The organism is Gordonia sp. LMA484 (assembly GCF_058129505.1).
In genome coordinates this window covers 3,924,102-3,950,857 of record NZ_CM176700.1, presented here as the reverse complement: position 1 = coordinate 3,950,857, position 26,756 = coordinate 3,924,102, and the positions used below count along the sequence as shown (strand labels likewise).

Below are 26,756 nucleotides of genomic sequence, written 5' to 3'. Positions count from 1 at the left end.
ATGAAAGTCGGTATCGCGGCGGGCTATTGGAGCTCGCGTCCCCCACGTCGCATGGACCAGATCGTGGCGGAGGCCGAGGCCGAGGGTGTCGACAGCTTCTGGACCGCCGAAACGTATGGCTCGGATGCGCTGACGCCGTTGGCCTGGTGGGGCGCACGCACCTCGTCGATCGCCCTCGGTACCTCCGTCTGTCAGATCTCGGCCCGGACCCCGACGGCGTTGGCGATGGCCGCTCAGACGCTCGATCATCTCAGTGGCGGCCGGGTCATCCTCGGTCTCGGCGCGTCAGGCCCACAGGTTGTCGAAGGCTGGTACGGGGTTCCTTATCCCCGGCCGCTGGAGCGCACCCGCGAATACATCGACATCATGCGGGCGGTGTGGGCACGTGAGGAGCCGGTCAGGTACGCGGGCCGCCACTACCAGCTGCCCCTCGACGGCGGAACCGGACTGGGGAAGCCCCTCAAGTCGATTGTGCATCCGCTGCGCAGAGACATCCCGATCTACCTCGGCGCCGAGGGCCCCAAGAACGTCGCGCTGGCCGCGGAAATCGCCGACGGCTGGACTCCGCTCTGGTTCTCGCCCAAGAGCGATGCGTTCTACCGGGAAGCCCTGGCAACGGGTTTCGCCCGCGACGGGGCACGGCGGAGCACTGCGGACTTCGAGATCGCCAACACCTGCTGGCTGGTCGAAGACGATGACGTCGAGCTGGCTGCCGCGCGACTCAAACCGACGATAGCGCTCTACGCCGGAGGGATGGGTGCGCGAGGCGTGAACTTCCACAACGATGTGTTCGCCCGCATGGGTTGGGGCGAGACGTGTGCGGAGATCCAGCGGCTCTACCTCGACGGCAAGCCCGATCTCGCCGCCCAGGCCGTGCCGACCGAGATGGTGGAGGACGTCGCGTTGGTCGGCCCCGCCGACAAGATCTGCGAAGAGATCGAGCGGTGCTGGAAATCGACGTGTCTGACCACATTGATCTTGGGAGGCTGGCCGCGGCCGGACACCCGGAAACGAATACTGGAGGCCATCCGAGCATGAGTATCGATCCACGCACCCCTGTTCTCGTCGGCGGAGGGCAGATCACCGAACGTGACGGGGGAGTCGAGCCGGTCGACTTGATCGCCCGTGCTGCGCGGGCCGCCGCCGACGAGGCCGGTTCGCTACGGCTGCTGGAACTCGTCGATTCCGTCCGGGTCGTCGGGTTGTTGTCCTGGCGCTACCGCGATCCGGGTGCACTGGTGGCGCAACGGATCGGCGCCACGCCCCGGCACACCGGCTACTCGGGCAACGGCGGCAGTACACCCCAGGTGATGGTCAACTCGGCCGCCGAGGACATCGCCGCCGGTCGGGCCGACGTCGTGCTGATCGGTGGGGCCGAGGCGTGGCGGACGCGGATGAAACTGCGCGCCCGCGGCGAGCGTCCCGACTGGACGCGGCAGGACGAGTCCGTCCCGCCCGCCGAGATCATGGTGACCGACGTCCCGATGGATGCGGTGAGCGAGCGTCGTATCGGACTCGATCGCCCGTCATTCGTCTACCCGCTGTTCGAGCAGGCGCTGCGGGTCGCGGCGGGCCGCGACATCGAGACCCACACGGCGGTCATCGGAGACCTGTGGTCCCGCTTCAGCGCTGTCGCCGCGACAAATCCGCACGCGTGGACTCAGCGCGAATATTCCGCAGCCGAAATCACCACGCCGTCGCCGGACAATCGGTTGATCGCGTCGCCATACCCCAAGTTACTCAACTCGAACAACATGGTCGATCAGGGTGCCGCGGTGCTGATGTGTTCGGTCGAGACCGCCCAGCGACTCGGTATCTCGCGCTCTGCCTGGGTGTTCCCGCACTCGGGCACCGAATCCCACGACACCTACGCCATCGCCGGACGGGGCGCTCTGGACCGGTCGCCGGCAATCCGGATCGCCGGCAAGCAGGCGCTCTCACTGGCCGGTGTCGGCCTTGATCAAATCGACCACGTCGACGTGTACTCCTGCTTCCCCTCGGCGGTGCAGGTGGCCGCCGGTGAACTCGGACTCGACATCGACGACCCGACGCGGCCGCTCACCTGCACGGGTGGCCTGACATTCGCCGGCGGGCCCTGGAACAACTACAGCACCCATGCGATCGCCGCCATGGTCTCGCGTCTGCGCCAGACGCCCGGCAGCCTCGGCCTGGTGACCGCCAACAGTGGATATCTCACCAAACACGCCATCGGGGTCTACGGCACCGAGCCGCCGGCGGCCGGTTTCCGCCGCATGGATGTTCAGGCGGCCGTCGACAGGGAACCGACCACGCCGGTCCTTGAGTCGTACGAAGGATCGGCCGCCATCGAGTCGTGGACCGTGGTCTACGACCGCGCCGGCGACCCGGAGAAAGCGTTCGTCGCTGCACGGATTGCGACAGGTGAGCGGACCTTGGCGGTCGCCACCGACGCCGATGACCTACCCGTCCTCGTCACCGAAGACGTTGCCGGGAAGTCGGTGGACGTGGCCGACGACGGCAGCTGCCGACTACGTTGACCAAATTAATCTAATTACGTAAGGTTTATTCCACAACACGACGCCGACCCTGTGTCGGCGGTGAGGAGTGAGGTGCGATGACAGACATCGACGACTTCCGTCCCCGGTACGAGCGCCACGTCGGCTATGTCGTGGCCGGAAACATGAAGGCGGCGCTCGCAGACATGGTGCAGGCGAACCTGCCGGCGGTGTTCGAGGGCATCGACACGCCTCGCGCAGCCGTCGCGGGCTACGAGATCAAAGATGTGCGCGCCGACGGTGATCGCATGATCGGCGACACCGTGTACGACACCGGTGATCGGTTGATCGGTCTGCGGTCGATCTGGGAGCGCCACGACGGGGTATGGCTTGCCGCGGCGCTGGAGAACTTTCCCGCCGAGGGTGGGGGACCGGCATGACCGCCACCCTGCCGTGGGGGCCCGCCGCCGACGGTCATGACCAGCCCTACTGGGACGGCCTGCTCGCCGGCGAGCTCCGTATCCAGCGCTGCCGCAGATGTGAGACCTGGATCTGGGGACCTCAAGCGGTCTGCAGTACGTGTTACGGGTTCGAGCTGGACTGGCGCACGGTCGAGCCGGTGGGGACGGTGTACAGCTGGAGCCGCAGCTGGTACCCCTACATCTCCGAGCTCGCCGATCGCCTGCCGTACGTGAGTGTGCTCGTCGAACTCGACAACGCGGACGGTCGCCGTGTGCTGGGCATGCTGTCCGACGACGCCGAGGTCGCTCCGCGCGTGGGTGAACGTGTTGTCGGGGTCTTCGAACACACCGAGGGCCAGACCTGGCCGCTCCTGCGCTGGAAGCGTGCCGTCACCGAGGGGGAATCGCAATGAGTACGACGATGCGTGGCACGACTGCCGTGGTCGGTGTGGCCGAAATGCATTACAAGCGAGGCGAATCACCATTCACCGAGCAGGAGATGACGATCCGCGCGATCCTGCAGGCCTGTGCCGACGCCGGCGTGTCACCGCGTGAGATCGATGGTTTCGTCTCCTACGCCGGTGGTTCGAACGATGGACCGATCCTGGGTGCCGCGCTGATGGTCGACGAGCTGCGTTGGTCCAACATGATGTGGGGTGGCGGCGGCGGTAGCGTCGCCGCCGCGATCATCAACGGTGCCACCGCGATCGCGACGGGGCAGGCTGAGTGTGTGGTCGTCTATCGGGCGATGTCGCAGGCCGACACCGGTCGGCTCGGCTATGCCAAGTACCACTACGGACCCCACTTCCTGGCCCATGGCGTCGGTTCGCCGGCCCAGATATGTGCGATGCGCACTCAGCGAATGCTCGAGCACGACGGTGTTCCGCGTGAGGCCATGCGTTCGCTGGTGCTCGCCGCCTATCAACACGCGCAGAAGAACCCGACAGCCCAGGGATACGGGCGGCCGCTCGACGAGGCGACCTACGATTCGTCGCGACTGATCGCCGAACCGTTCCACCTCTATGATTGCTCGCGGGAGAGTGACGGCGCGGTCGCGCTTGTGCTCGTGTCGGCCGAGCGTGCTCGCGCGATGCGTCCGGACCCTGCCTATCTACTCGCGGGAGCGCAGGGCGCGCCGGGCGGCTACTGCGAGCGGATCGACAACGATGCTCAGTACTCGACGGCCGGATTCGGGCCCGCGAACAACGGCAAACCTGGTGTCGCCGAACGTCTCTGGTCGGCAGCAGGGCTCGGCCCTGATGATGTCGACGTCGTGCAGGTCTACGAGAACTTCAGCGGACCTGCAGTCGCGGCGCTCATCGACCATCGGCTGTGTCCTCCGGGTGAGGCGGCCGGCAGCGTGATGACAGTGGAGAACCTGACGGCACCGCACGGCAAACTGCCACTCAACACGAGCGGCGGCAACCTTGCGGACGCATTCGTCAACGGACTCAACCTCGCGGTGGAGGCGGTGCGGCAGATCCGCGGAACCTCGACGAACCAGGTCGCCGATGCCCGCACATCATTGTTCATCGGCGGGCCGATGGCGCCCTTGGTCAGCTCGGTGTTGTTCGGCCACTCCGACACTCTCTGACACCACGGCGCACCCCTCACTGTCCGCATCCACCTCGACCCAGGGAATTCATCACAATGCTCGATCGCACTGAGCTCTTCATCGGTGGCCGGTGGACCGCGCCTGCCTCGTCGACCACGACCGACATCATCGAGGCATCGACCGAGAAGGTGCTCGGCAGATGTGTGCTCGCCGAGAACGCCGACATCGACGCGGCAGTCGCGGCGGCCAACGACGCGCTGCACGGACCATGGGCAGATCTGAGCGCCCCCGAGCGTGCGGACATCCTCGACCGGTTTGCAGCTGCCCTGCAGGCGCGGGCACGCGAAACCGCGCAGCTGGTCACCCGGGAGAACGGTATGCCGATCTCCCTGTCCAAGCCGGTCAACGGTTTCGGTCCGGCTGCGATGATCACCTATTACGCCGACCTCATCCGACGCGCGGACTCAGACGACGTGCGGCCCAGTGCGTTCGGCGGACGCACGGTGGTCCGCCGCGAGCCTGTCGGTGTGGTCGCGGCGATCACACCGTGGAATTATCCCCAGCCACTCGCGGCGATGAAACTCGCGCCGGCGCTCGCCGCCGGGTGCACCGTGGTCTTGAAGCCCGCACCCGAAACGGCACTCGACGCGTTCGTGTTCGCCGATGCCGCCGTGGACGCGGGCGTTCCACCCGGGGTCCTGAATGTGGTGCCTGCCGACCGTTCGGCCAGTGCATATCTCGTCGGGCACCCCGGTGTCGACAAGGTCGCGTTCACCGGCTCGACAGGCGCCGGCCGCATGATCGGTGAGGTCTGCGGCCGACTCCTGCGTCCGGTGACGCTCGAACTCGGCGGCAAGTCCGCCTCGATCGTTGCCGAGGACGCCGATCTCGAGTTGTTCGCGCGGAGCCTGCCTGAGGTCTCGTTGGTGAACAATGGTCAGACCTGCCACGCCTGCACCCGAATCCTCGCGCCACGCAGCCGATACTCCGACGTCGTCGATGCGGTGACGGAGACCGTGCGCTCGCTGTCGGTCGGCGATCCACTGGACAAGGCGACGGCGATCGGACCGCTGGTCAGTGCGGCGCAGCGCAACCGCGTACTGGGCTACATCGAGGCGGGGCGCGCTGCCGGCCATCGGATCACCACCGGCGGCGGCATTCCCGCCGAACAGCAGCTCGGCTGGTTCGTCGAGCCGACGGTCTTCGAGGGTGTCGACAACGCTGCGCAGATCGCGCAGGAGGAGATCTTCGGCCCGGTTCTGACCATCACGGCCTACGACGGCGAAGACGACGCGGTCCGGATCGCCAACGACTCGCAGTATGGCCTGGGCGGCACCGTGTGGACGGCCGACGAGCGGCACGGCCTGGATCTCGCGGCCCGAATCCACACCGGCACTGTCGGAGTGAACTACTACGCCCTCGACGTCGCGGCCCCGTTCGGCGGGGTCAAGGCGTCGGGACTGGGTCGCGAGCTGGGGCCGGAGGGATTGAGCCCGTATCTCGCGCCGAAATCCGTCTACTTCGGCACCCGCTGACCGGTCCACTTTCACAGCCCATCACGTCTGGAGTACTTCATGACAGCCCTCCCTCTCGTCGGCATTCGAGTTCTGGACCTGACGGACGGCCTCGGTGAGTCGTGCGGTCGGTTTCTCGCCGACCTCGGGGCCGACGTCGTGCGTATCGAACGGCCGGGCGGATCACTCTCGCGCACTGCGCAACCGACGGTTGACAGGATCAGCATCCCGTTTGCGCTGCGCAACGCCAACAAGCGCGGCATCATCCTGGATCTGACCACCGACAACGGGCGAGACCAGTTCCGTCGGCTGCTCGCTGACGCGGACATCCTGATCGAGTCGATGGGCCCGGGATGGCTTGCTGCCCAGGGGCTGGCGCCCGACGATCTCGTGGTTGCCGCACCGACGCTGGTGGTCTTGTCGATCAGTGGGTTCGGGCAGACCGGGCCCTACCGTGACTGGACGGCCACCGAATCCGTGATCTACGCGCTGAGCGGGGTGCTGTCCCGGTCCGGGGAGCCCGGGCGCGAGCCACTCCTCCCGCCGAGCGGTCTCGTGGAGGAATCCCTCGGTGTCCATGCGGCGTGGTCGGCGTTGCTCGCGTACTACGACCGGCTGCAGACCGGTCGTGGTCAGACCGTGGACATCTCGGCGTTCGAAGCGATCGTGCACGGCTTCGATCCGGGCTTCGGGGTCCAGGGTTCGGCCGCCGCCGGACGGTCCGAGGACTTTCCTCGAGGTCGGCCCGACGCGGCGAATTTCTATCCGGTCTTCGGGTGTGCCGACGGGCAGGTACGGATCTGCCTGCTGGCCAAGCGGCAGTGGCGCGCCATGTTCGCGTGGCTCGGCGAGCCGGAAGAGTTCGCCGATCCTGCCTATGACACGATCCCCGCACGCTTCGCTGCCGCCGACCGGCTTCATCCGCTGATCGACGCACTCTTCGCCGGCTACACACGAGACGAACTCGTCGCCGAAGGCGCCGCCCGCGGAATCCCGATCGGGGGTGTGCTGCGGCCCGGTGAGGTGCTGGACAACGACCACTTCGAGGCCGCCGGCACGTTCATCGACACCGAGATCGCCGGCGGCGTGGCCGCGCGGGTGCCGTCAGGTTATGCGAAGATCGACGGCAGCCGAGCCGGATTCCGTCGGCGCGCACCGCAACTCGGCGAGCACGACACCGAGGTCCTGACGGCACCTGACACCAGCCGGCGACATCCGAAGCCGGCCGAGTCCGGACGCGCTGCCGGGACAGCGCCCTTCGCCGGGCTGCGCATCCTCGACCTGGGTGTGGTGGTCTTCGGCGCCGAGCTCGGACGACAGTTCGCCGACAACGGCGCCGACGTGATCAAGATCGAGAACGCGGCCTTCCCCGACGGGCTACGCCAGTCCAAACGTGGCGCGGCACTGGCGGCATCGGTGGCATGGGGTCATCGCAACAAACGCTCCTTGGGTCTGAACCTGCGCTCCGACGAGGGGCGTCGACTGTTCCTGGAACTCGCCGCCTCCGCCGACGTGGTACTCGCCAACTTCAAGCCCGGCACCCTCACGTCGATGGGACTCGGTCCGGAACAACTCACTGAGGTGAACCCAGGCATCATCGTCGCGGAGAGTAGTGCGTTCGGCGGTGTCGGACCGTGGAACACGCGTCTGGGCTATGGTCCGCTGGTGCGGGCGTCGGTGGGTATCTCCTCGCTCTGGCGGTATTCCGAGACGTCCGGTGGCCTGTGCGACGGGCAGACCGTCTATCCCGATCACATCGCCGGGCAGGTCAGCGCGGTCTCGATCCTGGCCGCTCTGATCGCGCGGCTCGAGACATCTCGGGGCACCGCGATCGAGGTGGCACAGGCGGATACGGCTGTTGTGCAACTCGGCTGCCAGCTGACCCAGGAATCGGTGTCCCCGGGTTCGGTTGTGCCGATGGGAAATGCCGACCCCTTCGCAGCGCCGGCGAACGTCTTCGCCTGCGCCGGCGACGACGAATGGTGTGTGGTCTCCGTCCGCGACGACGACGACTGGGCCAGGTTCTGCACGGTGATCGGGCGACCGGACCTCGCCGCCGACCCGTGTTTCTCGACGGTCGCGGGCCGCATCGCCCATCGAACCGAGGCAGAGGCGATCGTCGGCGAGTGGCTGGTAGGCAAGACGCCCACCGAGGCCATGGAGATTCTGCAACGGGCCGGGGTACCGGCGGGCGCCATGAAGCGACTTCCCGAACTCCTGACCGACCCACACCTGACGGCGCGCGCGGCATACACGCCGCTCGAGCATCCGCTGCTGCCGCTTGCCCTGCCCACGGCCACCCGGGTGGCACATTTCGACACGATTCCCGCCGCGCCGCTACGACCGGCACCGCTGCCCGGGGAGCAAACGCGGGAGATCGCGAGCGAACTCCTCGGGCTCGCCGAATCCGAGGTCCAGGCACTGGTCGATGCCGATATCCTGCAACCGGGATCGGCGGATGCGATGGCCGGCGAGCGGGTGAGCACGCGATGATCACCTATCAATGGTGTGCGGAACTGTCCGAGGACGACCAGGCCGATGTGCTCGCGCTCGTCACGACGGCCGCGCGGTTCGACGAGGAGGCAGGGTTCTCGCGCATCGATCCTGCTGATGTCCGAGACCGAGCGCGTGATGGGGTTCGTGTGCTCCATCTGCCCATCAAGGCCCGCCGGGACCTGAGTCCGTTCGACGATGTGCCGATGGTCGTCGTGGCGTACCTCCACCTGCGCGTCGACGGTGACGGCCTCGGCACCGTCTCTTACGTGGTGCATCCCGACTATCGCTCTCGGGGCATCACGACACAGCTCGTCGAGGAGCTCGGCCTCGACGTGGACAAACCTGACGGTTGGGTGGGCACCGGGGCGACCGCACTACGGTGTTGGGCCTATTCCACGCACCCGGCGGCCGTCCGGCTCACCACTCGGTTCGACATCCCGGCCGTCAGTCGGCAGTGGACGCTGCTGCGGCACCTGACCGGTCCGTTCGCGCTCGAGTTCGACGCCCCCGCTGTCCCAGACGGGTTGACGATTGATTCGCCACGCCCGGTGGATGTTCCGGATGCCAGGGTGTCCGAGGTGATCGAGAACTCGGTGCTGCCGACCACTCATCGGGACAGATTGGAAGCCGACCTCCGCCGCGGATCCGGTCGGGTGATCACGGCTCGGGATTCATCGGGTGCCGCAGTCGGTTTCGTCTGGTACTCGACGGACGTCGCGGTCCATCTCGAATTGCGTGCCGCGCCAGTGCACGCCGTCCTTCTCGCCATGGCCGCGCGGGGGGAGGGGCTCGGGACGGCCCTGCTGACGCACGCGATGGAGGACCAGCGGGAGGCCGGAGTGCAACTGTCGACATTGCGAATGAACCCGGACGATGTTGGTGCGGTGCGGATGTGCCGCCTTCTCGGTTACGAGCAAGAAGAAGCCCATTCGTGCTTCCAACTCGGTAAAGCCGACGATCCGCCACCGCCATTTCGCTGATCCCGGTCCTGGAGCACGGGTGGGTTGCAGCGCTTAATCTAATGACATAAGGTTAATGCCATCAGTTGCCCCGACGAGATGGAATGTGGCCATGGTTCACGACACCTCCCAAGAAGAACGTAAGTTGCAGGTGACCGCGAAGGACGCGGTGGCCGACGGGGTGGTTTCCCTGACGTTCGAGGACCCCGACGGTGCGGACCTGCCGAGCTGGGGACCGGGTGCGCACATCGACGTCGTGCTCGACGGCGACACCATCCGGCAGTACTCGCTGTGTGGAGATCCGGCCAACCGCGGCGAGTTCCGTATCGCCGTGTTGCGTGAGGTGGATGGCCGTGGCGGTTCGCGAGCAGTGCATGAAGACGTGCGGGTCGGTGACCTGGTCACCGTCAAAGGGCCGCGCAATCACTTTCCGCTCGTGGACAACTCGTCGTATCTGTTCGTAGCGGGCGGAATCGGGATCACGCCGCTGCGCCCGATGATCGACAAGGTCGACGCGGCCGGCGCGCACTGGTCACTGTTGTTCGGTGGCCGGACGCGCTCCGGAATGGCGTTCGCCGACCAGCTAGTCGAAACGCATCGCGACCGGGTGCGGATACGTCCGCAGGACGAGTTCGGCCTGCTCGACCTCGAGGCTGCCCTCGATGATGTCGCACCCGGAACGGCTGTCTACTGTTGCGGCCCGGAGCCGCTGCTGAACGCCATCGAGAATCTGTGTCGCGAGCGTCCGGGCGTCGAATTGCGCACTGAGCGATTCGCCCCCAAAGAGCTCCCCCCCGGATTGGTGGACAACAGCTTCGACGTGGTCCTCGAGCACAGTGGTCGTGAGATCTCCGTGGCCGAGTCCGAGTCTGTGCTCGACGCACTGCTGCGCGAGGGCGTGGATGTCGACTTCTCCTGCCGCGAAGGTACGTGTGGCACGTGCGAGACGGCGGTCCTCGGCGGCGAGCCGGATCATCGCGATTCGGTGCTGACCGAGGACGAGCGGGCGGAGAACGACTGCATGATGGTCTGCGTGTCTCGCAGCTGCTCGAAGCGTCTCGTTCTCGATCTCTGATGAGAACGTCTGTCCGACAAGGGGAAACACTGTGACCGGTCTATCCGATCCCACGACATCCGATCCGACGACATCCGATCCGACGACATCCGAGCGAACCTCGCGCGAGGATGTCGTCCGCTATGAGGTTCGTGACCACATCGCGATCGTCACGTTCAACCGTCCCGACGCACTCAACGCCGTGAATTCCGCGTTGTCGGTGGCCGCCGGGGCCGCTCTGGAACGGGCCGCCCAAGATCCGCAGATTCGGGTTGTGGTGTTGACCGGTTCAGGCCGTGCCTTCTGCGCGGGTGCGGACCTCAAGGAGCTGGCGGCGGGTGGCCGTATCGATGATCCGGAGCACCGGGAATGGGATTTCGCCGGCATTGTCCGGCACTGGATTCCCAAACCGGTGATCGCCGCGGTCAACGGGTTCGCATTGGGCGGTGGAACCGAGATCGTCCTGACCGCCGACCTGGCGGTGATCGATGAGCAGGCAACGCTCGGTCTGCCCGAGGTCCGCCGCGGGCTGATCGCCGGTGCCGGTGGGCTTCTCCGCATCCACCGACAGGTGCCGCAGAAGGTCGCCGCCGAAATCGCCCTGACCGGGCAACCGATCTCCGCTGCGCGCGCCTACGAGCTCGGACTCGTCAATCGCGTTGCCGGCGCCGGCACCTCACTCACCGTGGCGCTGGAACTGGCAGCGATGATCGCGGCCAACGCGCCCCTGGCGGTGTCGGAGAGCAAGCGCGTCATGCACGAGACCTCCATCGCCCAGCGAGGCTGGGACGACCAGTCGTGGCACATCAACCGCGGCGCGATCCGGACGGTTTTCACCAGCGCGGATGCCAAAGAAGGGCCTCGCGCATTCGCCGCCAAACGCGAACCACAGTGGACAGGACGATGATGAGTGCCTACACCGAAACCGAGGCTCGGGTCGTTGAGATCGAGCGAGAAGGGGCGATCGCGATCGTCCGGCTCAACCGGCCGGACCGGCTGAACGCGTTCACCGCCGACATGCGTCGGGACCTGATCGCGGCGTTCGACGAGTGCGATGCCGACGACACGGTGCGTGCCGTCGTGCTGACCGGCACGGGCCGGGCCTTCTGTGCGGGCGCAGATCTCGCCGCAGGAGGCGACACCTTCGTTCTCGACGGCGATGCGGAGACCGGGGAAGCGCCACCGGATGCGGGTGGCCAGGTCACGCTGCGCATCTTCCGGTCGACGAAACCGGTGATCGCGGCGGTCAACGGCCCGTGTGCCGGCGTAGGCGTCACCATGACGCTGCCGGCAGACGTTCGTATTGCCTCGGACACGGCGCGTTTCGGGTTTGTGTTCACCCGGCGCGGGCTCGTCCCGGAGGCATGTTCGACCTGGTTCCTGCCCCGGGTGGTCGGGATCGCGACCGCAGCGGAATGGGCACTCGGGGGCAGAATGGTGTCGGCCGAGGAGGCCCTCGAGCGAGGCCTGGTCCGCGAGGTCGTAACTGCCGATCAGGTGTTGGATCGCGCGATCGAGGTCGCACGCACAATGGTGACCGGTACGGCGCCGGTATCGGTGGCGCTGACCCGGTCGATGCTCTGGCGGATGCTGGGTGCCTCGGGCCCGGAGGAAGCGCACCGGGCCGAGTCCATCGGCATCTACCGACGTGGTGCCTCGGCCGACGTCCGTGAGGGTGTCGATGCCTTTCTCACCAAACGAGATCCCGACTTTCCGGATCAGGTGTCGGCAGGATTGCCCGATCTGTTCGCCTGATCGGCGAGTTGCTGTTCCGAGTTTCACCCGCTCCTTTTGAAGTCTGAAGGCTGCGCGAGCTCGATTCGAACATCCCGGTCGCGCTTGGCCGACGTGCGTTCACACACAGGGACGGCACTCGTGACCACGAGGTCACCGTCGACATGCCCGGCGGCGCCCACATCGCCCTCGCTGCGCGGCCCGATCGCCGAGACGTGGCTGACCTCGCACTGTTGGAGCACCTGGCCGGACTGATCGCACTCGAGCTCGAGCATGCGGCCGCGGCCAGAGACCGCACGCGGGCGTCGGGCGAAGCCATGATGAGTGGTCTACTCGACGAGTCCATCACCCTGTCGGCTGTTTGGCCGGAACTCAGGCATCACGGAATGAGCGGCGAGGTCGTGGTCGCATGCTGGCAGTCCGCGTCGGGGGCCGCGCTCGACCACACCCAGATCCACCAGCAGATCTGCCTGCAGAACTACGCCCCGCTGCTGCTGCCAAGTGGAACGATGCTCGTCGGCATCGTGCCGAACGACCACGGAGTTCTTCGCGCCATCGGATGCGTCCTCGCACCAGACTGCGCCGTCGGCGTCTCACCACTACTGGCGTTGAACTCGCAAGTGTCTGAAGCGGCGCGACAAGCTCATCTTGCTGTTGTCCGGGCCCACGACCAGCATGACGATCTGGTGACTTACGGCGACGAATCCACCGGGTTCGACCTGCTACAGGGCGGAGTCGAAGACATCCGGCGCCTCGTCCAGCGCGTTCTCGGACCACTGATCAGGTACGACCGTGAGCACGACAGCGAGCTCCTCGCATCGGTTCAAACGTTCGTCGACAACGACGGTGCCTGGCAGCGTTCAGCCGAGGAGCTCAACGTGCATCGACAGACGGTGGTCTACCGACTCAAAAAGGTGCAGCAGCTGACGGATTGCACCCGTCCTCCGCCGAGGGGACCGCGCTGTTTTGGCTGGCCTTCACGGGGGCTCTGCGCGCTGGATCGGACCTGGCCGAGATTGATGTGTGACGGTCGGGCGGTGACCGGGTGAGGTACCGCGGTGAGAAGGTGACTTTCGCCGCCATCAGCCGACTCGCGGCCACCCGTCCAGAACCGGGGGAGTGTGGTCGGGAGAGGTCAAGCGTTCCACCACAAGTCGCAGCGGTGGCCAGGCGTCGCGGCCCTTGCGGGTGACGGCGTAGGCGGTCAGGTGGAGGCCGGGTTGATCGAGTGGTAGTACTTTCAGTCCTGCGCGCGCCGGCCGGTGCAGGGGTAACAGGGCGACACCGTAGCCGGCGAGGATCAGGTCCTCGACGAGCTCGAGACTGTCGATCTGATGGCCGATGGTGGGTGTGAATCCGGCCGGCCCGGCCAACGCGCGCACCGCAACCTCGTCGGCGGTGTTGCGAGAGTTGACGATCCAGTAGGTCTCCGCGTAGTCGGACAGCTCCACGGTGTCGGGTGCGTCGGCCGGCACGGCCAGTCCCCACGGGCTGGACCACAGTGGGATGGCTTGCAGCACCGGATCAGGGGTGGCGGGCGCCAGGTTGTAGTCGTAGGACAGCGCGAGGTCGAGGTCGTCATCAACCAGCAGTCGAAAGGCCTCGATCGGTTCGTACTCGCTGACGACGGTGCGCACGCCCGGATGGGTGTCGGCCAGTTCGGCCAGGACGGGTAACAGCGACACGCGGATGCCGGTGGCGAAGCCGCCGACGCGCAGGATTCCGGCGGGTTCGGCGTCGGGATCGAGATCGCGCAGGGCGGCGTCGACCCCGGCGAGGATGGTCACCGCGTGATCGGCGAGGCGCTGACCGGCCGGGGTCAGCCGCACCCGTCGTCCGTCGGGTTCGATGAGCGGGGTCTTGACCTGTCGGGTCAGGGCGGCGATCTGCTGGGAGACCGTCGAGGTCGTCAGGTGGTGACTGTCGGCGACAGCACGCATCGAACCCAGCCGGGACAGGGCCAGTAACAGTTCCAGACGCCGGAGGTCCACCCCGCAATTGTCCATGATTCGTGAACGGTTTGTACAGGATAATCACGTGGACATGAACGGTCGATCGAGTCTTCAATGGAGTGCATGCAGAACTCTGTGCGCTCCGGGACGACGATGGCCGTCGTGTCGATGTTGTGTGTCCAGCTCGGCCTGGCGGCGTCGGTGACCCTTATCGATCGTATCGGCGCCGAGGGTGCGGGCTGGCTCCGATTGGTGTGGGCGGGAGCGATTCTCCTGGTGGTGGTGCGGCCTCGGCCGTCGGCATTCACCCGGCAGACATTCGGCATGGCGGTGGCGCTCGGCGTCGTCACCGGAGGCATCGTGCTGTTGTTCATGGCCGCGGTCGCGCGCATCCCGCTCGGCACAGCCAGCGCGATCGAGTTCCTGGGGCCGTTGGGCGTTGCGGTCGCGACGGGGCGCGGAGGCCGACGTGTGGTGTGGCCGTTGCTGGCGGCGATCGGTGTGGTGCTGCTGACCCATCCGTGGTCTGGTGCCGTCAACTGGGCCGGTGTGCTCTTCGCGGTGGCGGCCGCCGGATGCTGGGGCAGCTACATCCTGCTGACGCAACGTGTCGGCGACGAGGTGGTCGGGGTGCAGGGGTTGGCCGTGTCGATGCCCGTGGCCGCACTGGTTGCGACGATCGTGGCCGGACCGTCGACGATCGGCCGGATGACGCCGGAGTTGTGGTTGATCGGCGTAGGGTTGGCGATCTTGCTGCCAGTGGTGCCGTTCGTGTTGGAGATGAAGGCGTTGCAGCGGCTGACGACGTCGGCGTTCGGCACATTGATGGCGTTGGAGCCGGGGTTCGCGATGGTCATCGGACTGCTTATCCTGCACCAGATTCCCGGTCCCGCATCGTTGTTGGGCAGTGTGCTGGTGGTGATCGCTGGCATCGGCGCGGCTCGCGCGGGTGCGCGCAGCCGCGAGGTGGTCGTCGCACCCGTGTCGGGGGAGCATGTCGCACCCGTGTCGGGGGAGCATCTGGTCGGGGGGGAAGCGTTGTGCGGAGCGCGTTCGCCGGCCGGCTGAGCTCACGACTGTGCACGCGCCTATGCGCGGTCATCGAGAATGTGGTCCACGTGTGTGCTTGCAGGATGTGGGTCCCATCCACGTTGTCGCCGGATGTCAACTTCCTGCGGGCCTGGCCCGGTCGAACGGATTGATGACCCGAACGCCGGCGGCGGCAAATGGTTCGATATCCCTTGTGGCGATGCCAAATCCGTGCACGAGGGCGATTGCGGCGATGAATCCGTCAGCCATGCCGATGGACGCGCCGCGTCGGCGAGCGGCGGCGGCCAGTCGCGCGTAACTGGCACTTGCCTGATCATCGAAAACCAGTACTCGTCCGGCAAATTGGGGCAGCAATCGGCTCTCGAAGAGGTCTGCCAACCGGTCACGGCGCTTGCCTCGCGGCAGTGCCGCGATACCGTACCGTACTTCTGCAAGAGTGATCGCAGTCAAGTACAGGGTCTGCGTCGACTGCTCGTCCAGCCACGCCGCGGCCTCAGGATGAGGTTGCGGACGCATGACCTCGGAAATCACATTGGAGTCCAGAACGATCATGAGAAACTGATGGGCTCGTCAGGTTTGCGATTGCGTTCGATCTCGATGCCGATTCCCGCCTCCTTGCCAATTTCGGTCAGCAGTGTCCCCAGCTTTACGCGTTCGGCCGGCAGGACGGCTTCATCGAGAATGGCCCGTACTTCTGCCTCTGTGCTCCGATTATGTTGCGCTGCGAGCGCCTTCAGTGCCCGATGGGTCTCGTCCGAGAGTCCCCTCACGGTGATCGCCGCCACGTCGCCCCTCCTTGATATCAGTTTCTAGAAATGATAGCAGGCGCTCTCGTCGGCGGAGAAGTACTTGCTGATCGGATCGTTGATGGTTCGCCGAACCGGGTGCGGTGTTGATCGTCGAGGCTGACCGGTGAACTGACGAAGGGAACCGACGATGACGAGTCAGCCGGTCGTGCTGTCAACGTGCCGGTGTGCTGAGTGTTGATTGGGCATGCAGTGGGCGTCCGATCACAATCTCCTCACCGTTGACCGTTTCCGGACGCTTCGTCGTAGAGATGTAACTCATTGCGGCAGAACCACAATCGGGACTCCGATGTCAGGTGATCGGGATAGTCGCGCATCAGAGGTGACGAGATCAGCATCGAGGAATCTGGCAGTGGTGACATAAAACGCATCCGAGATACGCAACGACATTCTCAGATCCCATGTTGCGCTGGATATTTGATTGCCTTCGGCACGGCGGATCGGAGCTGTCCACACCGCCTCGATGGCGTGCTGGGCCTCCGCGGAACTGAATTGCGACGTCCGCTGAAGGCGCCAGATCGCCGACGCTGCCTCCATGTCCAGAACTGTCGGGGCCCAGAGCTCGTAGCCCGACATTGATCTCAGGGCGGCTGCCTGCCGTGCGGTCGGTAGCACGGAGTCGATCAGCGCGCTTGCGTCGACAACTCGCCTCATCTATCGCCGGCGTCGTATTCGTCGCGCACCACATCCAGAGCGCCCACGACGTCGATGCTCCGTCCTGGCCCGTCGCTGCGGAGAGTCGCGGCCCATTCGTCGAACAATGGGCGATTCAGGTCGTCGCGCAGAAGCTTGGTGACGTACTCGGACATGGACATATGTAGCTTGGCGGAGCGCTCGCTGAGCTGAGCATGAAGGTCGTCCGGCAGATTGCGGATCGAGTATCGATTGAGGTCGATATCGATTCAAGACGATACTTCCAGGGCTCGGCTCGGCTCGGCTCGCGCACGTACGTAAGCATGAGCGGCACCTCGCGGGATCTCAGGGTGGAGTGTGGCCGACCGTTCATCACTCCACGCGCGCATCGTCGGTCATGTCCAGGCGCTTAAGCCGCCACGTGGCGGGGCAACAAATGAAGTGCACCGAAGTCAGGCATTGTGTGATCTGTGATCACAAGTTACCCTGATGACTGAGACGCGGATCACAATTCCCGATTACTCCACCGAGGAGCCCACCATGATCACCAACCCGATCGACGACGCACCTTTGACGAGGTTTCACAAAAAGCTCGCGGTCTTCTCTTCCGGGGGACCGTTTCTCGACGGGTTCATCCTGTCGATCATCGGGGTGGCGATGGTCCAGATCTCCGATCAGTGGCATCTCTCCGCGGCCGCGCAGGGTTTGATCGCCGCGTCGACGCTGGTCGGCATCCTGCTCGGCGCCTATGCCGGTGGCCGGCTGACCGATCGATTCGGTCGGGAGGTGCTGTTCACCATTGATCTGATCGCGATCATCGTCTTCTCGGTGGCCCAGTTCTGGGCCCCGAACGTTTTGTGGCTGATCATGCTGCGTCTGCTCATCGGCATGGCCGTCGGCGCGGATTACCCGATCGCGACCTCGCTGTTGACCGAGTTCACTCCGCGCAAGTATCGGGGCCCGTTCCTGGGTGCGTTTGTCGCCATGTGGTTCGTGGGTGCGGCCGTCGCCTACATCGTCGGGCAACTCCTTGCACAGACCGGGGACGTGAACGCATGGAGGTGGATGCTGGCCAGTGCCGCCATCCCGGCGATCATTATCGTCCTCGCCCGAATCGGCACGCCGGAGTCGCCGCGGTGGCTCGCGAGCAAGGGCCGCAACGACGAGGCCGACGAGGTGATGCGCAAGGTCTACGGCCCCGGGGTCACTGTTGCCGATCTGCCGCAGGAAGCTGACGCGAACGTCGGCGTCAAGGATCTGTTGCGCTCGGGATACGGCACACGGATGGCATTCATCACGCTGTTCTGGACCTTCTCCATCGTCCCATTGTTCGCCGTCTACGCGTTCGCGCCGAAGATCCTGGGAGCGCTGAACCTCTCCGGGAACGCAGTGCACATCGGATCGGCCGTGATCACCATCCTGTTCCTGGTCGGGTGCGTCATCGCCCTGTTCCTCGTGAACCGCGTGGGACGTCGCCCGCTGCTCATCCACAGCTTCGGATGGTCGGGTATCGCGCTGGCGCTGCTCGGCTTCTTCCCGAACGCCTCGACGTGGATCATCATGGCGCTCTTCGCCATCTACGCGGTGGTGATCGGCGGCACGCAGATCATGCAGTGGGTCTATCCGAACGAGTTGTTCCCCACGGAAATCCGCGGGACAGCGGTGGGCATGGCGTCCTCGCTGAGCCGGGTCGGCGCCGCGATCGGCACCTTCCTGGTGCCGATGGCACTGGACTCACTCGGCATCGGCATGACGATGCTCATCGGTGCCGCCATCACCCTCCTCGGGGCGGTCCTGTCGCAGTTCATGGCACCAGAGACGCGCGGCATGACGCTGACCGAGAGCGCCGCGCTGAGCACCGCGCCCGCCCCGTCTCGTCCGGCGGTCCGGGCCGCCGCGTGAGGCTCGGCATCAGCGCACTGCAACATCACATCAATCACCCTGAGCGAGAGGAACAATCATGAAGGACGTAGTGATCGTCGGAGGTGGACTGGCCGGACTGTCGGCAGCCTGGCGACTGCGGAACTGGGACACCGTGGTCCTGGAATCCGGCAGCCGCGTGGGCGGCCGCATCCGCTCGGAGAAGAGGGGACAGTACTTCCTCAACTGGGGTGGACACGTCTTCGCCGGCGCCGGCACCTCCACCGACGCCCTGCTGTCCGAGACCGGGACCGCATCGACCAAGGTGCCCGGATCGCTGTCGGGCCTGGCGATGAACGGCAAGGTACTTCTCGACGGCCCGGTGCAGAGCTACCCCTTCCGTGTGCCGATGCCGTTCTCGTCCCGCGTGGCTCTGCTCAAGGCGGGCGCCAAGGTCGGGTTCGACGTCCTGCGGTACGCCCGTGCGGTGCGGGTCCGGCCGGGTGAATCCACTCAGGTGCGACAGCAGCGGATCTACGAGTTCGAGAACGACCGCTCGTTCGCCGACTACACCGGAGTGCTGCCCGAGGACGCCGACGCGCTCTTCCGCCCGACCGTGACCCGGTCGGCCGGTGATCCCGACGAGTTGTCGGCCGGAGCCGGCATCGGCTACTTCAGCCTCGTCTGGAACATCGGTGCGGGTCTCGACCGCAGCATCCTCGGTGGGCCATCGACGCTGATCGAGAACATCGCCGCGTCGATGCGGGACCGCATCGAGCTGGGTGCGGCGGTGAACGAGGTTGTGCACAAGAAGAACTCGGTCGTCGTCCGCTACACCCAGGATGATGTCGAGCGGGAGGTGGAGGCGCGGTATGCCGTGCTGGCCACGCCGGCGACGGTGAGCCACAAGGTCGCCGTCGACCTCTCTGCGGAGCTGCGTGACGCGCTGGGCAAGATCCAGTACGGCCCGTACGTGAGCGCAGCATTCCTCACCAACGAGACCGGCCCGCAGCCCTACGACGGTGCCTACGGCATCGCCACCCCCAAGCGGTCGTTCAACGTCGCACTCAACATGGGCAACATCGTCCGCGGATCAGAACGGACCCGTCAACCAGGTGGCAGCCTGATGACCTTCTCGCCGGCCAGTCTGGCGTGCAAGCTGCTCGACCGCACCGACGCCGAAATCGTCGACACCTATGTCGACGACCTCGACGACATCTTCCCCGGCTTCGCCGGCAACATCGAGGAGGCGCACGTGCAGCGGTGGCACACTGGCGCCCCCTACTGCTTCCCGGGACGCGGCAAGCTGCAGACCACGCTCACCCGGCCGTCGGATCGCGTGTTTCTCGCCGGCGACTATCTCGGCACTCTGTACACCGAGACCGCCATCGGCTCCGCATTCACCGCTGCCCAGGAAGCCGCCAGCCGGCTGGCCCGCGACTACCAGACTCGCTCGCTGGTCAGCGTCCCCGACCTGAAGCTCACCACCGCGGCCATCTGACCCACCAGAACAATTCTCGTAGAAGGAGATCCACTGTCATGACCAACGAATTGCGCGGCGTCCTCACCGCCCTGACCACCCCGTTCGACGCCGACGAGAACATCGACACCACACTGCTGAAGCGAATCGTCGACCGTTCCATCCATGCGGGCGTCAACGGCGTGGTCGCGGGCGGATCGACCGGCGAGTTCGCCGCGATGAGCCACGACGAGCGTCGCGAACTCGTCGACACCGTCGTCGCTCACACCGCCGGTCGGGTCCCGGTCGTCGCGCAGACAGGTGCCACCACCACCCGTGAGGCCGTTGCACTCTCCCGTGCCGCGCAAGCGTCCGGCGCAGATGTCCTGATGCTCGTCACCCCGTACTACGAGCCTCTCTCGCTCGACGAGACGGTCGCCTACATCAAAGACGTCGCCGGTGCGGTCGACCTGCCGGTGATGCTCTACAACATCCCCGCCGCCACGGGCGTCAACCTCGATGCCGCCACAGCGGCCGGCCTCGCCCGCGAGATCGACAACATCCGCTACATCAAGGACTCCAGCGCGAACTGGGAACAGGCGCTACAGCTCATCCATCATCACAGCGATGTGCTCGGCACCTTCATCGGCTGGGACAGCTACCTCTACAGCGCACTCGCCGAAGGTGCGACCGGTGTGATGGCCGGGGCCGCCAACGTGGTCCCGAACGAGATCGTCGCGGTGTATCGGTCGATCGCCGACGGCGACCTCGACGGCGCTCGCGCCCAGTGGCGCCTCCTGTATCCGGTCATCGACGCATTGATCTCGGTGCCGTTCATCTCGGCGGTCAAGGCCGGGCTGCGGATCGTGGGGGAGCCCGTGGGCTCGCCACGACGACCGGTGTCCGATCTCAATTCCGACGAACTCGCCAAGGTCGAGGCGGCTCTCGCAGGCCTGCGTGAGGCGTCGTTGGTCTAGACGCGGCCTCATCAGGGGTATCGGCCTACGCGGCCGATACCCCTAAGATGTGATCTGTGGTCACAGAAGTGCAATCCTCGTTGCTGACGGATCAGGTCTACGAGCAGATCCGCGATGCAATCCTGAGTGGCGAGTTCCCGGTGGGCCACCGGTTGCGAGTTCGCGACCTCGCGGCAATGGTCGGCACCAGTGTGATGCCGGTCCGTGAGGCGATCCGGCGCCTGGAGGAGGCCGGCCTCGCCGAACGCGAACCGCACAAGGGTGCAGTGGTCAAGGAACTCTCGCTGGCGGAGTTGAAAAGCGTCTACGACGTCCGGCGCCTGCTCGAGGTGGAAGGCGCCCGCCTTGGGGCCGAGGGTATTTCCGCGGCCGACGTCGAGCGGATGACCACGGAATACGAGGCGATGCGCACTGCGATCATCGCTGAAGACGTTCCGGAGTACCTCGACCGTGACGAGGCGCTGCTGGCGATCTTGTACGAGGCGTCTGGCAACCCGGTGCTCGTGAGCACCATTCGTTCCCTCTGGAGCCGGTGTCGCGCCTACAAACTGGTGGGTGCCCAAGGCACGCTGGGTTCCGAACGTGGCGAACACCTGTGGACGTATCAGCTCGAGTTGATCGATGCGGCGTCCGGCCACGACAGCGCCGCGGCGGCTGCGATCAACGACCGGTCATTGATCGATGCGACCGAACGTATCGAGGAGTTACTCGCCGCGCAGACTTCCGGCGGATGAGCCCGACGGGACTCGCGTGGCGGGAGCCGATCGATCCAGCCGTAGCGGGCTGCCCCGGTGGATCGGCTCTCGTGCCCGCGCGGGTGCGACTACGAGCGGCGGCGATGTGTCATGGCGGCGTGCGTTGTTGCTGAACTGAGCGCGGGCGCCGGAAGTGGGGTGAATCGCCGGTCGTCGCTGCGGATTCCGTCCAGGAAGAAGGTCAGGTACCGCTCGTAGACCTCGGGTGCGACGTCGCGGGTGCTGTTCATGATCGGCGCCATCGCCGACTGGATGAACGTGACATCGGTCGGCTCGAAGTCGTCACGGACGACTCCGGCTGCCTTGGCGCGGCTGACCAGTTCGACGATCAGCGGTGCGATCCGCACCCGGACGTCGTTGATCCGTTCGTCGCCGAGTGTGGGGTCGTCGAGGATCTGGTGGAGCCCGCGATCGCCGAACTGCATCGCCAGCGCGCGCCTGAGGTAGTCGGTCAGTGCCCTCCAGGGATCTGATTCATCGAGTGCTTCGCGAGCGACCGCCTCAACGGCCTGCAATCGCTCCTCGAAGAGCGTGTCGATGATTTCTTCCTTGTTGGCAAAGCGTCGGTACGCGGTGCCCACACCGACGCCGGCGTGATGGGCGATGTCGTTGAGCGTGACACCGAGTCCCTTCTCGGCAAACAACTCCCGAGCAGCCTCCAGCAGCCGGTCGCGGTTGATGGACGCGTCCTTACGCAGTGGACGCGGAGCCTGCGCCTTCGCCATGTCACCACGGTAGCAGCATAAGCGGATTGACGATATCCGCTTAAGCGCCTACCGTGGATAAGCGGATATCCCACATCCGTTAATGACGGAGGAGGGTGCACGCTCATCCGCGCAGTGGTGGACGCCGCCATCGTCTGATCGCGATCCACGTAACGCGCGTTGGCAGGACCATGTTCGGTGGCGAGCGTGACCCACGACAGGAGAAAGGATCACCAGTCATGAAGTACACCCGAAGCGGAGGACAGTCTGCCCCCGGACCCGCTGACTGGTTCACCGGCACCGTCGCTATCGACGGCATCCGCAACCCCGACGAGCAATCGGCGATCGGTTGCGCCCACGTCCGATTCTCGCCCGGCGCCCGTACCGCCTGGCATCACCATCCGAAGGGGCAGACGCTGTATGTGACCGACGGGATCGGCCTCGTCGCCACCCGTGAGGGCGGTGTGCAGGAGATCCGTCCCGGCGACGTGGTCTACATCGAGCCGGGCGAGGAGCACTGGCACGGAGCCACACCCGACCGCTTCATGGCCCACGTCGCCATGCAGGAGGCCGATGAGAACGGCCAGGTCGTCACCTGGCTCGAGCACGTCAGCGACGACGAGTACAAGGCCTGAGGGGAGCGAAAAGTCATGGCTCTCAACGAGACCTACACATTGTCCAACGGCGTTCAGATCCCCAAACTGGGCCTGGGTACCTGGTTCATCGACGACGACAAGGCCGCCCGTGCGGTCACCGAGGCCGTCGGCATCGGTTACCGCAACATCGACACCGCGCAGGCCTACGGCAATGAGCGCGGCGTGGGCGAGGGCATCCGCACCAGCGGCGTCGCCCGCGACGAGCTGTTCGTATCGACCAAACTGGCCGCCGAGATCAAGAACTACCAGGAGGCAGCCACGGCGATCGACGAGTCACTGCTCACGATGGGCCTCGACCACCTCGACCTGATGTTGATCCACAGCCCACAGCCGTGGGCCGACTGGCGCGGCGGCGACTACGCCGAGGGCAACCGCGAGGCGTGGCGCGCCCTGGAGGACGCCTACCAGGCAGGCAAACTCCGGTCGATCGGTGTCTCCAACTTCGAGCAGAACGACCTCGACAACATCATCGCGACGAGCACTGTTGCGCCGCAGGTGAATCAGATCCTGGTGCACGCCGGCAACACCCCGGCCGACCTCATCGCCTACTGCGAGAGCCACGATCTCCTCGTCGAGGCGTACTCGCCGATCGGGCACGGAGAGGTGCTCGAGAATCCGGATATCGCGGCGATGGCCGAGCGCTACGATGTGAGCGTTCCGCAGCTCTGCATCCGCTACACGCTACAGCTGGGCGCGGTGTCACTACCGAAGACCGCCAACCCCGACCACATGCGCAGCAACGCGCGGGTCGACTTCACCATCTCCGCCGACGACATGGATGCGTTGCGCTCCCTGCGCATCGCGGACTATGGCGAGTCGAGTGCGTTCCCGGTGTTCAGCGGGAGCTGACCCATCGATGCCCGCCGACCTCGGGTCGGCGGGCATCGGATCACCGTGGGCTGTGGGTCAGTTGCGACTCATGTCCGGCCGGGGCACGGGTGCCTGAACGCCGGAGCGTGTCCCGGCAGGACGACCGCTGCGGGAGATGAGCATGACCGCGCCTGCCGCGCCGACGAACAGCACCGCCATCAGGGTGTACAGCGAGGCGGGTGACCAGTCGGCGTCGAGCAGAGTGCCTGCGACCAACGGCGACAGGATGGCGCCGATCCGTCCGATGCCGATGGCCCAGCCCATGCCGGTGGCTCGGATCGGTGCGGCGTAGGACGTCGTCGTCAGAGCGTAAAGCCCGGCGATACAGCCGTTCACGACGACACCGAGTCCGAATCCCACCGCCAGGGCGACGGCGAACGCGGCGGCGGAGGGGACGAAGATCGTCATGAGTGCAGCCGACACGAGGAAATAGCAGACGAGGACCTTCGCCAGGCGAAAGCGGGCCGCGAGTGCACCGAGGAGACACGTGCCGAGGATTCCGCCGAGGTTGAGAACCATACCGCCGGTGATGCCTTCCTTGGCCGACATCCCCGCTTCGACCAGGAGCTTGGGCGTCCAGCTGGTGACGAAGTAGAACCCGAACATGGCGAAGAAGAACGCCGTCCAGACGAGGAGCGTGGTCCGTCGGTTCCGCCGGTCGAAGAGCTGTCGGGCGGTGTCGACGACACCGTTCCTGGGCGCGGTGGTGGCCGTCCTGGCCGGTAGCTCCCGGAGCGGTTCATGCCCAGCGCGTTTGGCGAAGGTGTTGATGCGGGCCAAGGCGTCGCCCGGCCGGCGAATGAGCAAGAAGTCGATGGACTCCGGGAGCCGCAGCAGGACCAACGGGACCAGTGCCGCGGTACAGGCACCGCCGACCAGGAACACCGAGCGCCAGCCGAAGCTGTCGATGAGCACCAGCGCGGCGATCCCGCCGACGGTGGCTCCGATGGCATAGCCTGTCGAGTTCAGGCTCACCGCGAGGCCGCGCCAACGATTGGAGGCCAGTTCTCCGCCGATAACGTTGCTGCAGGCGAGGATTCCGCCGATGCCGACTCCGGTCAGCACCCGCAGCATGCCGAGTTGGCCGGCATTTTGACTGATCGACGACAGCATCATTCCCGCCGACGACAGGATCAGGCATGCCAGGATCAGCTTGCGTCGCCCGACGATGTCGGCGAGAGGTGCGAGTCCCAGAGAACCGATGGCCATACCGAACAGACCGGCGCTGAGCAGCACGCCCAGCGCGCTGGTCGACAGGTTCCACTCGTCGGACACCGACGTCGAGGTGAAGGCCATGGCGAGGACGTCGTACCCGTCGAGAACGTTGAGCAGGACGCAGATCGCGATCGCGGTCCATTGGTAGCGGGACATCGGTCCCTCGTCGATGCTGCGCCGAAGGTCAAGGGTCATGGCTGGTCTCCGTTGTGGTTGATGGCTGGTTGTCGGATGCGCGGGACGGTCGGATGTGGTGTGAAATCGCAAAAGTGGACGGACATGGGGCATGCGCGATCACCTCCGGCACCCTGGGGTGTGGAGGTCTGTGGCCACCTGGTGTGTCAGGTGCGACGGCGGATCAGGTCAGCAGTCGCAGTGGAATGGACTTCCAGGAACGCAACGTGTTGTTCAGATGCCGTTGCGGTTCACCGGCCAATTCGATCCTCGTGACGCGTGTGGCCAGCGCCGACAGCAACGCCTCGGACTCGAGGCGCGCGACGTGTTGACCGACGCATTGATGAATACCCATACCGAATCCCACGTGACCGGACGGGTCGCGCTGCAGGTCGAAGGCGTCCGGCCGTGTCCATCGGCGGGGATCGCGGTTGGCCGCACCCAGGAACATGAGAATCTTCTCGCCGTCCGGGATCACGGCGTCGCCGATGCGGATGTCGTTGGTGGCGGTACGGAAGAAGGTCTGGACCGGTGACTCCCAGCGGACGGCCTCGTCGAATGCGGTGCGGGCCAGAGTCGGATCCTCACGGACACGCTGCCATTGCTCGGGGTGGGTGGCGAAGGCATAGAGTACGGCGGCCAACCCGTTGACGGTCGTGTCGACCCCGGCGGTCAACAGCGATCGCACGATGAGGGGCGCTTGGGTGGTGGTGATGTCGCCACGATCGCTGGCTGCCCAGATCTGCGCCCCGAAACCGTTCTCCGACAGATTCTCCCGGTGGCATTGGTCGTTGACCCAGGCGCTGAGATCCGCTACCAGCGGCTCGCCCTCCTCGACGAGGCTGTTGTGCGGGCCGAAGGCATTGAAGGTGAGATTGCCGTAGGGCAGTAGGTTCTCGCGTCCCGCCTGGGGCAGTCCGACCGCGTCGGGAAACACGCGCAGCGGGAAGGCCTGTGCCAGGGCGGGCACAGCGTCGATCTCCCCGTCCCCGTCGAGCACCTGATCGACGAGCTGTTCGGCGTCGGCGATCCATTCGTCGCGCAGACGCATGAGAGCACGCGGCCCGAGCACTTTGGACACCACTGCCCGCGGCGCGTCGTGAAACGGGGGATCCGCTTCCAACAGCACACTGGGTGGCCGCCAGGGCTTCTCGTGGCGGAAGTTGCTGAGCCCGACTCCGGCCGCGGACTGGAAGGACTGCCAGTCGGTGAGTGCGGCGCGAACCTGTTCGTAGCGGCCCATGGCGAAGACGTCGTATTTCGGCAGATAGACAACGGGCCCCGCGTTTCGCAGGTCCTCCTGAAAGGCCAGCGGGTCCGCGAGGAGATCGAGGTCGAACGGGTCGGCCTGGGAGGTGGGCAGGGTGGGTGAGGCGGCGATGGTCATGAGTATTCCTG

At 65.9% G+C, this 26,756-nt stretch carries 27 protein-coding genes; 19 read left to right on the top strand and 8 right to left on the bottom strand.

From position 1 onward, the window contains the following. The 12 genes from AC4AMJ_RS17450 (at position 1) to AC4AMJ_RS17395 (ending at position 13,296) form a co-directional block, all read left to right on the top strand. A complete protein-coding gene (locus AC4AMJ_RS17450; protein WP_489913540.1) occupies positions 1 to 1,038 on the top strand; it encodes an LLM class F420-dependent oxidoreductase in 1,038 nt (345 codons plus the stop codon). Further along, positions 1,035 to 2,516, top strand: coding sequence for an acetyl-CoA acetyltransferase (locus AC4AMJ_RS17445; protein ID WP_489913538.1), 1,482 nt, complete (start codon positions 1,035 to 1,037; stop codon positions 2,514 to 2,516). The genes AC4AMJ_RS17450 and AC4AMJ_RS17445 overlap by 4 nt, the downstream gene beginning before the upstream one ends. Before the next feature lie 77 nt (positions 2,517 to 2,593). After that, on the top strand, positions 2,594 to 2,914 hold the full coding sequence (locus tag AC4AMJ_RS17440) for a hypothetical protein (protein ID WP_489913536.1): 321 nt from the start codon (positions 2,594 to 2,596) through the stop codon (positions 2,912 to 2,914). Beyond that, positions 2,911 to 3,348, top strand: coding sequence for a Zn-ribbon domain-containing OB-fold protein (locus tag AC4AMJ_RS17435; protein WP_489913534.1), 438 nt, complete (start codon positions 2,911 to 2,913; stop codon positions 3,346 to 3,348). Before AC4AMJ_RS17440 ends, AC4AMJ_RS17435 begins: the two co-directional genes overlap by 4 nt. Further along, a complete protein-coding gene (locus AC4AMJ_RS17430; protein ID WP_489913532.1) occupies positions 3,345 to 4,529 on the top strand; it encodes a thiolase C-terminal domain-containing protein in 1,185 nt (394 codons plus the stop codon). Before AC4AMJ_RS17435 ends, AC4AMJ_RS17430 begins: the two co-directional genes overlap by 4 nt. 56 nt (positions 4,530 to 4,585) lie before the next feature. Beyond that, positions 4,586 to 6,025 (top strand): aldehyde dehydrogenase, encoded by a 1,440-nt coding sequence (locus tag AC4AMJ_RS17425; RefSeq protein ID WP_489913530.1) that lies wholly within the window; start codon positions 4,586 to 4,588, stop codon positions 6,023 to 6,025. A gap of 39 nt (positions 6,026 to 6,064) precedes the next feature. Beyond that, the gene (locus AC4AMJ_RS17420; protein ID WP_489913528.1) at positions 6,065 to 8,497 is read left to right on the top strand and encodes a CaiB/BaiF CoA transferase family protein; all 2,433 of its coding nucleotides are present in this window, start codon (positions 6,065 to 6,067) and stop codon (positions 8,495 to 8,497) included. Then, positions 8,494 to 9,480 carry a GNAT family N-acetyltransferase gene (locus AC4AMJ_RS17415; RefSeq protein ID WP_489913526.1) on the top strand — a complete coding sequence of 329 codons (987 nt, stop codon included), beginning with the start codon at positions 8,494 to 8,496 and terminating at the stop codon, positions 9,478 to 9,480. Before AC4AMJ_RS17420 ends, AC4AMJ_RS17415 begins: the two co-directional genes overlap by 4 nt. Positions 9,481 to 9,571: 91 nt before the next feature. Beyond that, positions 9,572 to 10,534: a PDR/VanB family oxidoreductase gene (locus AC4AMJ_RS17410; RefSeq protein ID WP_489913524.1), complete on the top strand. Its 963-nt coding sequence runs from the start codon at positions 9,572 to 9,574 to the stop codon at positions 10,532 to 10,534. A 139-nt stretch (positions 10,535 to 10,673) separates the two neighbouring features. Continuing rightward, a complete protein-coding gene (locus tag AC4AMJ_RS17405; RefSeq protein ID WP_489918457.1) occupies positions 10,674 to 11,420 on the top strand; it encodes an enoyl-CoA hydratase-related protein in 747 nt (248 codons plus the stop codon). After that, entirely contained in the window at positions 11,420 to 12,268 is an 849-nt protein-coding gene (locus AC4AMJ_RS17400; protein WP_489913522.1) for an enoyl-CoA hydratase-related protein, read from the top strand. Before AC4AMJ_RS17405 ends, AC4AMJ_RS17400 begins: the two co-directional genes overlap by 1 nt. A 143-nt stretch (positions 12,269 to 12,411) precedes the next feature. Then, positions 12,412 to 13,296: a PucR family transcriptional regulator gene (locus AC4AMJ_RS17395; RefSeq protein WP_489913520.1), complete on the top strand. Its 885-nt coding sequence runs from the start codon at positions 12,412 to 12,414 to the stop codon at positions 13,294 to 13,296. Between the two features lie 33 nt (positions 13,297 to 13,329). On the opposite strand, the gene AC4AMJ_RS17390 is transcribed toward AC4AMJ_RS17395, so the two are convergent. Beyond that, entirely contained in the window at positions 13,330 to 14,238 is a 909-nt protein-coding gene (locus AC4AMJ_RS17390; protein WP_489913518.1) for a LysR family transcriptional regulator, read from the bottom strand. Between the two features lie 84 nt (positions 14,239 to 14,322). Here AC4AMJ_RS17390 and AC4AMJ_RS17385 point away from each other — a divergent pair, with 84 nt between their 5' ends. Next, positions 14,323 to 15,267 (top strand): EamA family transporter, encoded by a 945-nt coding sequence (locus AC4AMJ_RS17385; protein ID WP_489913516.1) that lies wholly within the window; start codon positions 14,323 to 14,325, stop codon positions 15,265 to 15,267. Between the two features lie 96 nt (positions 15,268 to 15,363). Here AC4AMJ_RS17385 and AC4AMJ_RS17380 read toward each other — a convergent pair whose 3' ends face one another. The 4 genes from AC4AMJ_RS17380 to AC4AMJ_RS17365 form a co-directional block, all read right to left on the bottom strand. Further along, positions 15,364 to 15,801 (bottom strand): type II toxin-antitoxin system VapC family toxin, encoded by a 438-nt coding sequence (locus AC4AMJ_RS17380; protein WP_489899875.1) that lies wholly within the window; start codon positions 15,799 to 15,801, stop codon positions 15,364 to 15,366. After that, positions 15,798 to 16,034 carry a FitA-like ribbon-helix-helix domain-containing protein gene (locus AC4AMJ_RS17375; RefSeq protein WP_489899876.1) on the bottom strand — a complete coding sequence of 79 codons (237 nt, stop codon included), beginning with the start codon at positions 16,032 to 16,034 and terminating at the stop codon, positions 15,798 to 15,800. Before AC4AMJ_RS17375 ends, AC4AMJ_RS17380 begins: the two co-directional genes overlap by 4 nt. Before the next feature lie 279 nt (positions 16,035 to 16,313). Next, positions 16,314 to 16,709, bottom strand: coding sequence for a type II toxin-antitoxin system VapC family toxin (locus tag AC4AMJ_RS17370; RefSeq protein WP_489899877.1), 396 nt, complete (start codon positions 16,707 to 16,709; stop codon positions 16,314 to 16,316). Then, a complete protein-coding gene (locus AC4AMJ_RS17365) occupies positions 16,706 to 16,921 on the bottom strand; it encodes a FitA-like ribbon-helix-helix domain-containing protein (protein WP_489918456.1) in 216 nt (71 codons plus the stop codon). The genes AC4AMJ_RS17370 and AC4AMJ_RS17365 overlap by 4 nt, the downstream gene beginning before the upstream one ends. Before the next feature lie 307 nt (positions 16,922 to 17,228). Between AC4AMJ_RS17365 and AC4AMJ_RS17360 the strand changes: the two genes are divergently transcribed. From AC4AMJ_RS17360 to AC4AMJ_RS17345, 4 genes are read left to right on the top strand one after another with little or no spacing between them, the layout of a single operon-like run. Next, entirely contained in the window at positions 17,229 to 18,590 is a 1,362-nt protein-coding gene (locus AC4AMJ_RS17360; protein ID WP_489918455.1) for an MFS transporter, read from the top strand. A 58-nt stretch (positions 18,591 to 18,648) separates the two neighbouring features. Next, a complete protein-coding gene (locus AC4AMJ_RS17355; RefSeq protein WP_489913514.1) occupies positions 18,649 to 20,049 on the top strand; it encodes a protoporphyrinogen/coproporphyrinogen oxidase in 1,401 nt (466 codons plus the stop codon). 38 nt (positions 20,050 to 20,087) lie between these two features. Next, positions 20,088 to 20,984: a dihydrodipicolinate synthase family protein gene (locus AC4AMJ_RS17350; protein WP_489913512.1), complete on the top strand. Its 897-nt coding sequence runs from the start codon at positions 20,088 to 20,090 to the stop codon at positions 20,982 to 20,984. Between the two features lie 56 nt (positions 20,985 to 21,040). Beyond that, positions 21,041 to 21,718 carry a GntR family transcriptional regulator gene (locus AC4AMJ_RS17345; RefSeq protein ID WP_489899880.1) on the top strand — a complete coding sequence of 226 codons (678 nt, stop codon included), beginning with the start codon at positions 21,041 to 21,043 and terminating at the stop codon, positions 21,716 to 21,718. Positions 21,719 to 21,807: 89 nt separating this feature from the next. On the opposite strand, the gene AC4AMJ_RS17340 is transcribed toward AC4AMJ_RS17345, so the two are convergent. After that, on the bottom strand, positions 21,808 to 22,464 hold the full coding sequence (locus tag AC4AMJ_RS17340) for a TetR/AcrR family transcriptional regulator (protein WP_489899881.1): 657 nt from the start codon (positions 22,462 to 22,464) through the stop codon (positions 21,808 to 21,810). A 218-nt stretch (positions 22,465 to 22,682) separates the two neighbouring features. Here AC4AMJ_RS17340 and AC4AMJ_RS17335 point away from each other — a divergent pair, with 218 nt between their 5' ends. Both AC4AMJ_RS17335 and AC4AMJ_RS17330 read left to right on the top strand, forming a co-directional pair. Then, positions 22,683 to 23,078 carry a (R)-mandelonitrile lyase gene (locus AC4AMJ_RS17335; protein WP_489899882.1) on the top strand — a complete coding sequence of 132 codons (396 nt, stop codon included), beginning with the start codon at positions 22,683 to 22,685 and terminating at the stop codon, positions 23,076 to 23,078. 15 nt (positions 23,079 to 23,093) lie between these two features. Beyond that, positions 23,094 to 23,948 carry an aldo/keto reductase gene (locus AC4AMJ_RS17330; RefSeq protein WP_489899883.1) on the top strand — a complete coding sequence of 285 codons (855 nt, stop codon included), beginning with the start codon at positions 23,094 to 23,096 and terminating at the stop codon, positions 23,946 to 23,948. Positions 23,949 to 24,005: 57 nt separating this feature from the next. Here AC4AMJ_RS17330 and AC4AMJ_RS17325 read toward each other — a convergent pair whose 3' ends face one another. Beyond that, positions 24,006 to 25,379, bottom strand: a complete 1,374-nt coding sequence (locus tag AC4AMJ_RS17325; protein ID WP_489899884.1) for an MFS transporter — start codon at positions 25,377 to 25,379, stop codon at positions 24,006 to 24,008. A gap of 163 nt (positions 25,380 to 25,542) precedes the next feature. Continuing rightward, positions 25,543 to 26,745 (bottom strand): cytochrome P450, encoded by a 1,203-nt coding sequence (locus AC4AMJ_RS17320; protein ID WP_489913509.1) that lies wholly within the window; start codon positions 26,743 to 26,745, stop codon positions 25,543 to 25,545. Positions 26,746 to 26,756: the final 11 nt, after the last annotated feature.

Excerpts from the sequence above, each read along its gene's own strand:
- AC4AMJ_RS17450 (WP_489913540.1), top strand. The coding sequence starts at position 1 with ATGAAAGTCGGTATCGCGGCGGGCTATTGGAGCTCGCGTCCCCCACGT.
- AC4AMJ_RS17445 (WP_489913538.1), top strand. The coding sequence starts at position 1,035 with ATGAGTATCGATCCACGCACCCCTGTTCTCGTCGGCGGAGGGCAGATC.
- AC4AMJ_RS17440 (WP_489913536.1), top strand. The coding sequence starts at position 2,594 with ATGACAGACATCGACGACTTCCGTCCCCGGTACGAGCGCCACGTCGGC.
- AC4AMJ_RS17435 (WP_489913534.1), top strand. The coding sequence starts at position 2,911 with ATGACCGCCACCCTGCCGTGGGGGCCCGCCGCCGACGGTCATGACCAG.
- AC4AMJ_RS17430 (WP_489913532.1), top strand. The coding sequence starts at position 3,345 with ATGAGTACGACGATGCGTGGCACGACTGCCGTGGTCGGTGTGGCCGAA.
- AC4AMJ_RS17425 (WP_489913530.1), top strand. The coding sequence starts at position 4,586 with ATGCTCGATCGCACTGAGCTCTTCATCGGTGGCCGGTGGACCGCGCCT.
- AC4AMJ_RS17420 (WP_489913528.1), top strand. The coding sequence starts at position 6,065 with ATGACAGCCCTCCCTCTCGTCGGCATTCGAGTTCTGGACCTGACGGAC.
- AC4AMJ_RS17415 (WP_489913526.1), top strand. The coding sequence starts at position 8,494 with ATGATCACCTATCAATGGTGTGCGGAACTGTCCGAGGACGACCAGGCC.
- AC4AMJ_RS17410 (WP_489913524.1), top strand. The coding sequence starts at position 9,572 with ATGGTTCACGACACCTCCCAAGAAGAACGTAAGTTGCAGGTGACCGCG.
- AC4AMJ_RS17400 (WP_489913522.1), top strand. The coding sequence starts at position 11,420 with ATGAGTGCCTACACCGAAACCGAGGCTCGGGTCGTTGAGATCGAGCGA.
- AC4AMJ_RS17395 (WP_489913520.1), top strand. The coding sequence starts at position 12,412 with ATGCCCGGCGGCGCCCACATCGCCCTCGCTGCGCGGCCCGATCGCCGA.
- AC4AMJ_RS17385 (WP_489913516.1), top strand. The coding sequence starts at position 14,323 with ATGCAGAACTCTGTGCGCTCCGGGACGACGATGGCCGTCGTGTCGATG.
- AC4AMJ_RS17380 (WP_489899875.1), bottom strand. The coding sequence starts at position 15,801 with ATGATCGTTCTGGACTCCAATGTGATTTCCGAGGTCATGCGTCCGCAA.
- AC4AMJ_RS17370 (WP_489899877.1), bottom strand. The coding sequence starts at position 16,709 with ATGAGGCGAGTTGTCGACGCAAGCGCGCTGATCGACTCCGTGCTACCG.
- AC4AMJ_RS17360 (WP_489918455.1), top strand. The coding sequence starts at position 17,229 with ATGATCACCAACCCGATCGACGACGCACCTTTGACGAGGTTTCACAAA.
- AC4AMJ_RS17355 (WP_489913514.1), top strand. The coding sequence starts at position 18,649 with ATGAAGGACGTAGTGATCGTCGGAGGTGGACTGGCCGGACTGTCGGCA.
- AC4AMJ_RS17350 (WP_489913512.1), top strand. The coding sequence starts at position 20,088 with ATGACCAACGAATTGCGCGGCGTCCTCACCGCCCTGACCACCCCGTTC.
- AC4AMJ_RS17340 (WP_489899881.1), bottom strand. The coding sequence starts at position 22,464 with ATGGCGAAGGCGCAGGCTCCGCGTCCACTGCGTAAGGACGCGTCCATC.
- AC4AMJ_RS17335 (WP_489899882.1), top strand. The coding sequence starts at position 22,683 with ATGAAGTACACCCGAAGCGGAGGACAGTCTGCCCCCGGACCCGCTGAC.
- AC4AMJ_RS17330 (WP_489899883.1), top strand. The coding sequence starts at position 23,094 with ATGGCTCTCAACGAGACCTACACATTGTCCAACGGCGTTCAGATCCCC.
- AC4AMJ_RS17325 (WP_489899884.1), bottom strand. The coding sequence starts at position 25,379 with ATGACCCTTGACCTTCGGCGCAGCATCGACGAGGGACCGATGTCCCGC.
- AC4AMJ_RS17320 (WP_489913509.1), bottom strand. The coding sequence starts at position 26,745 with ATGACCATCGCCGCCTCACCCACCCTGCCCACCTCCCAGGCCGACCCG.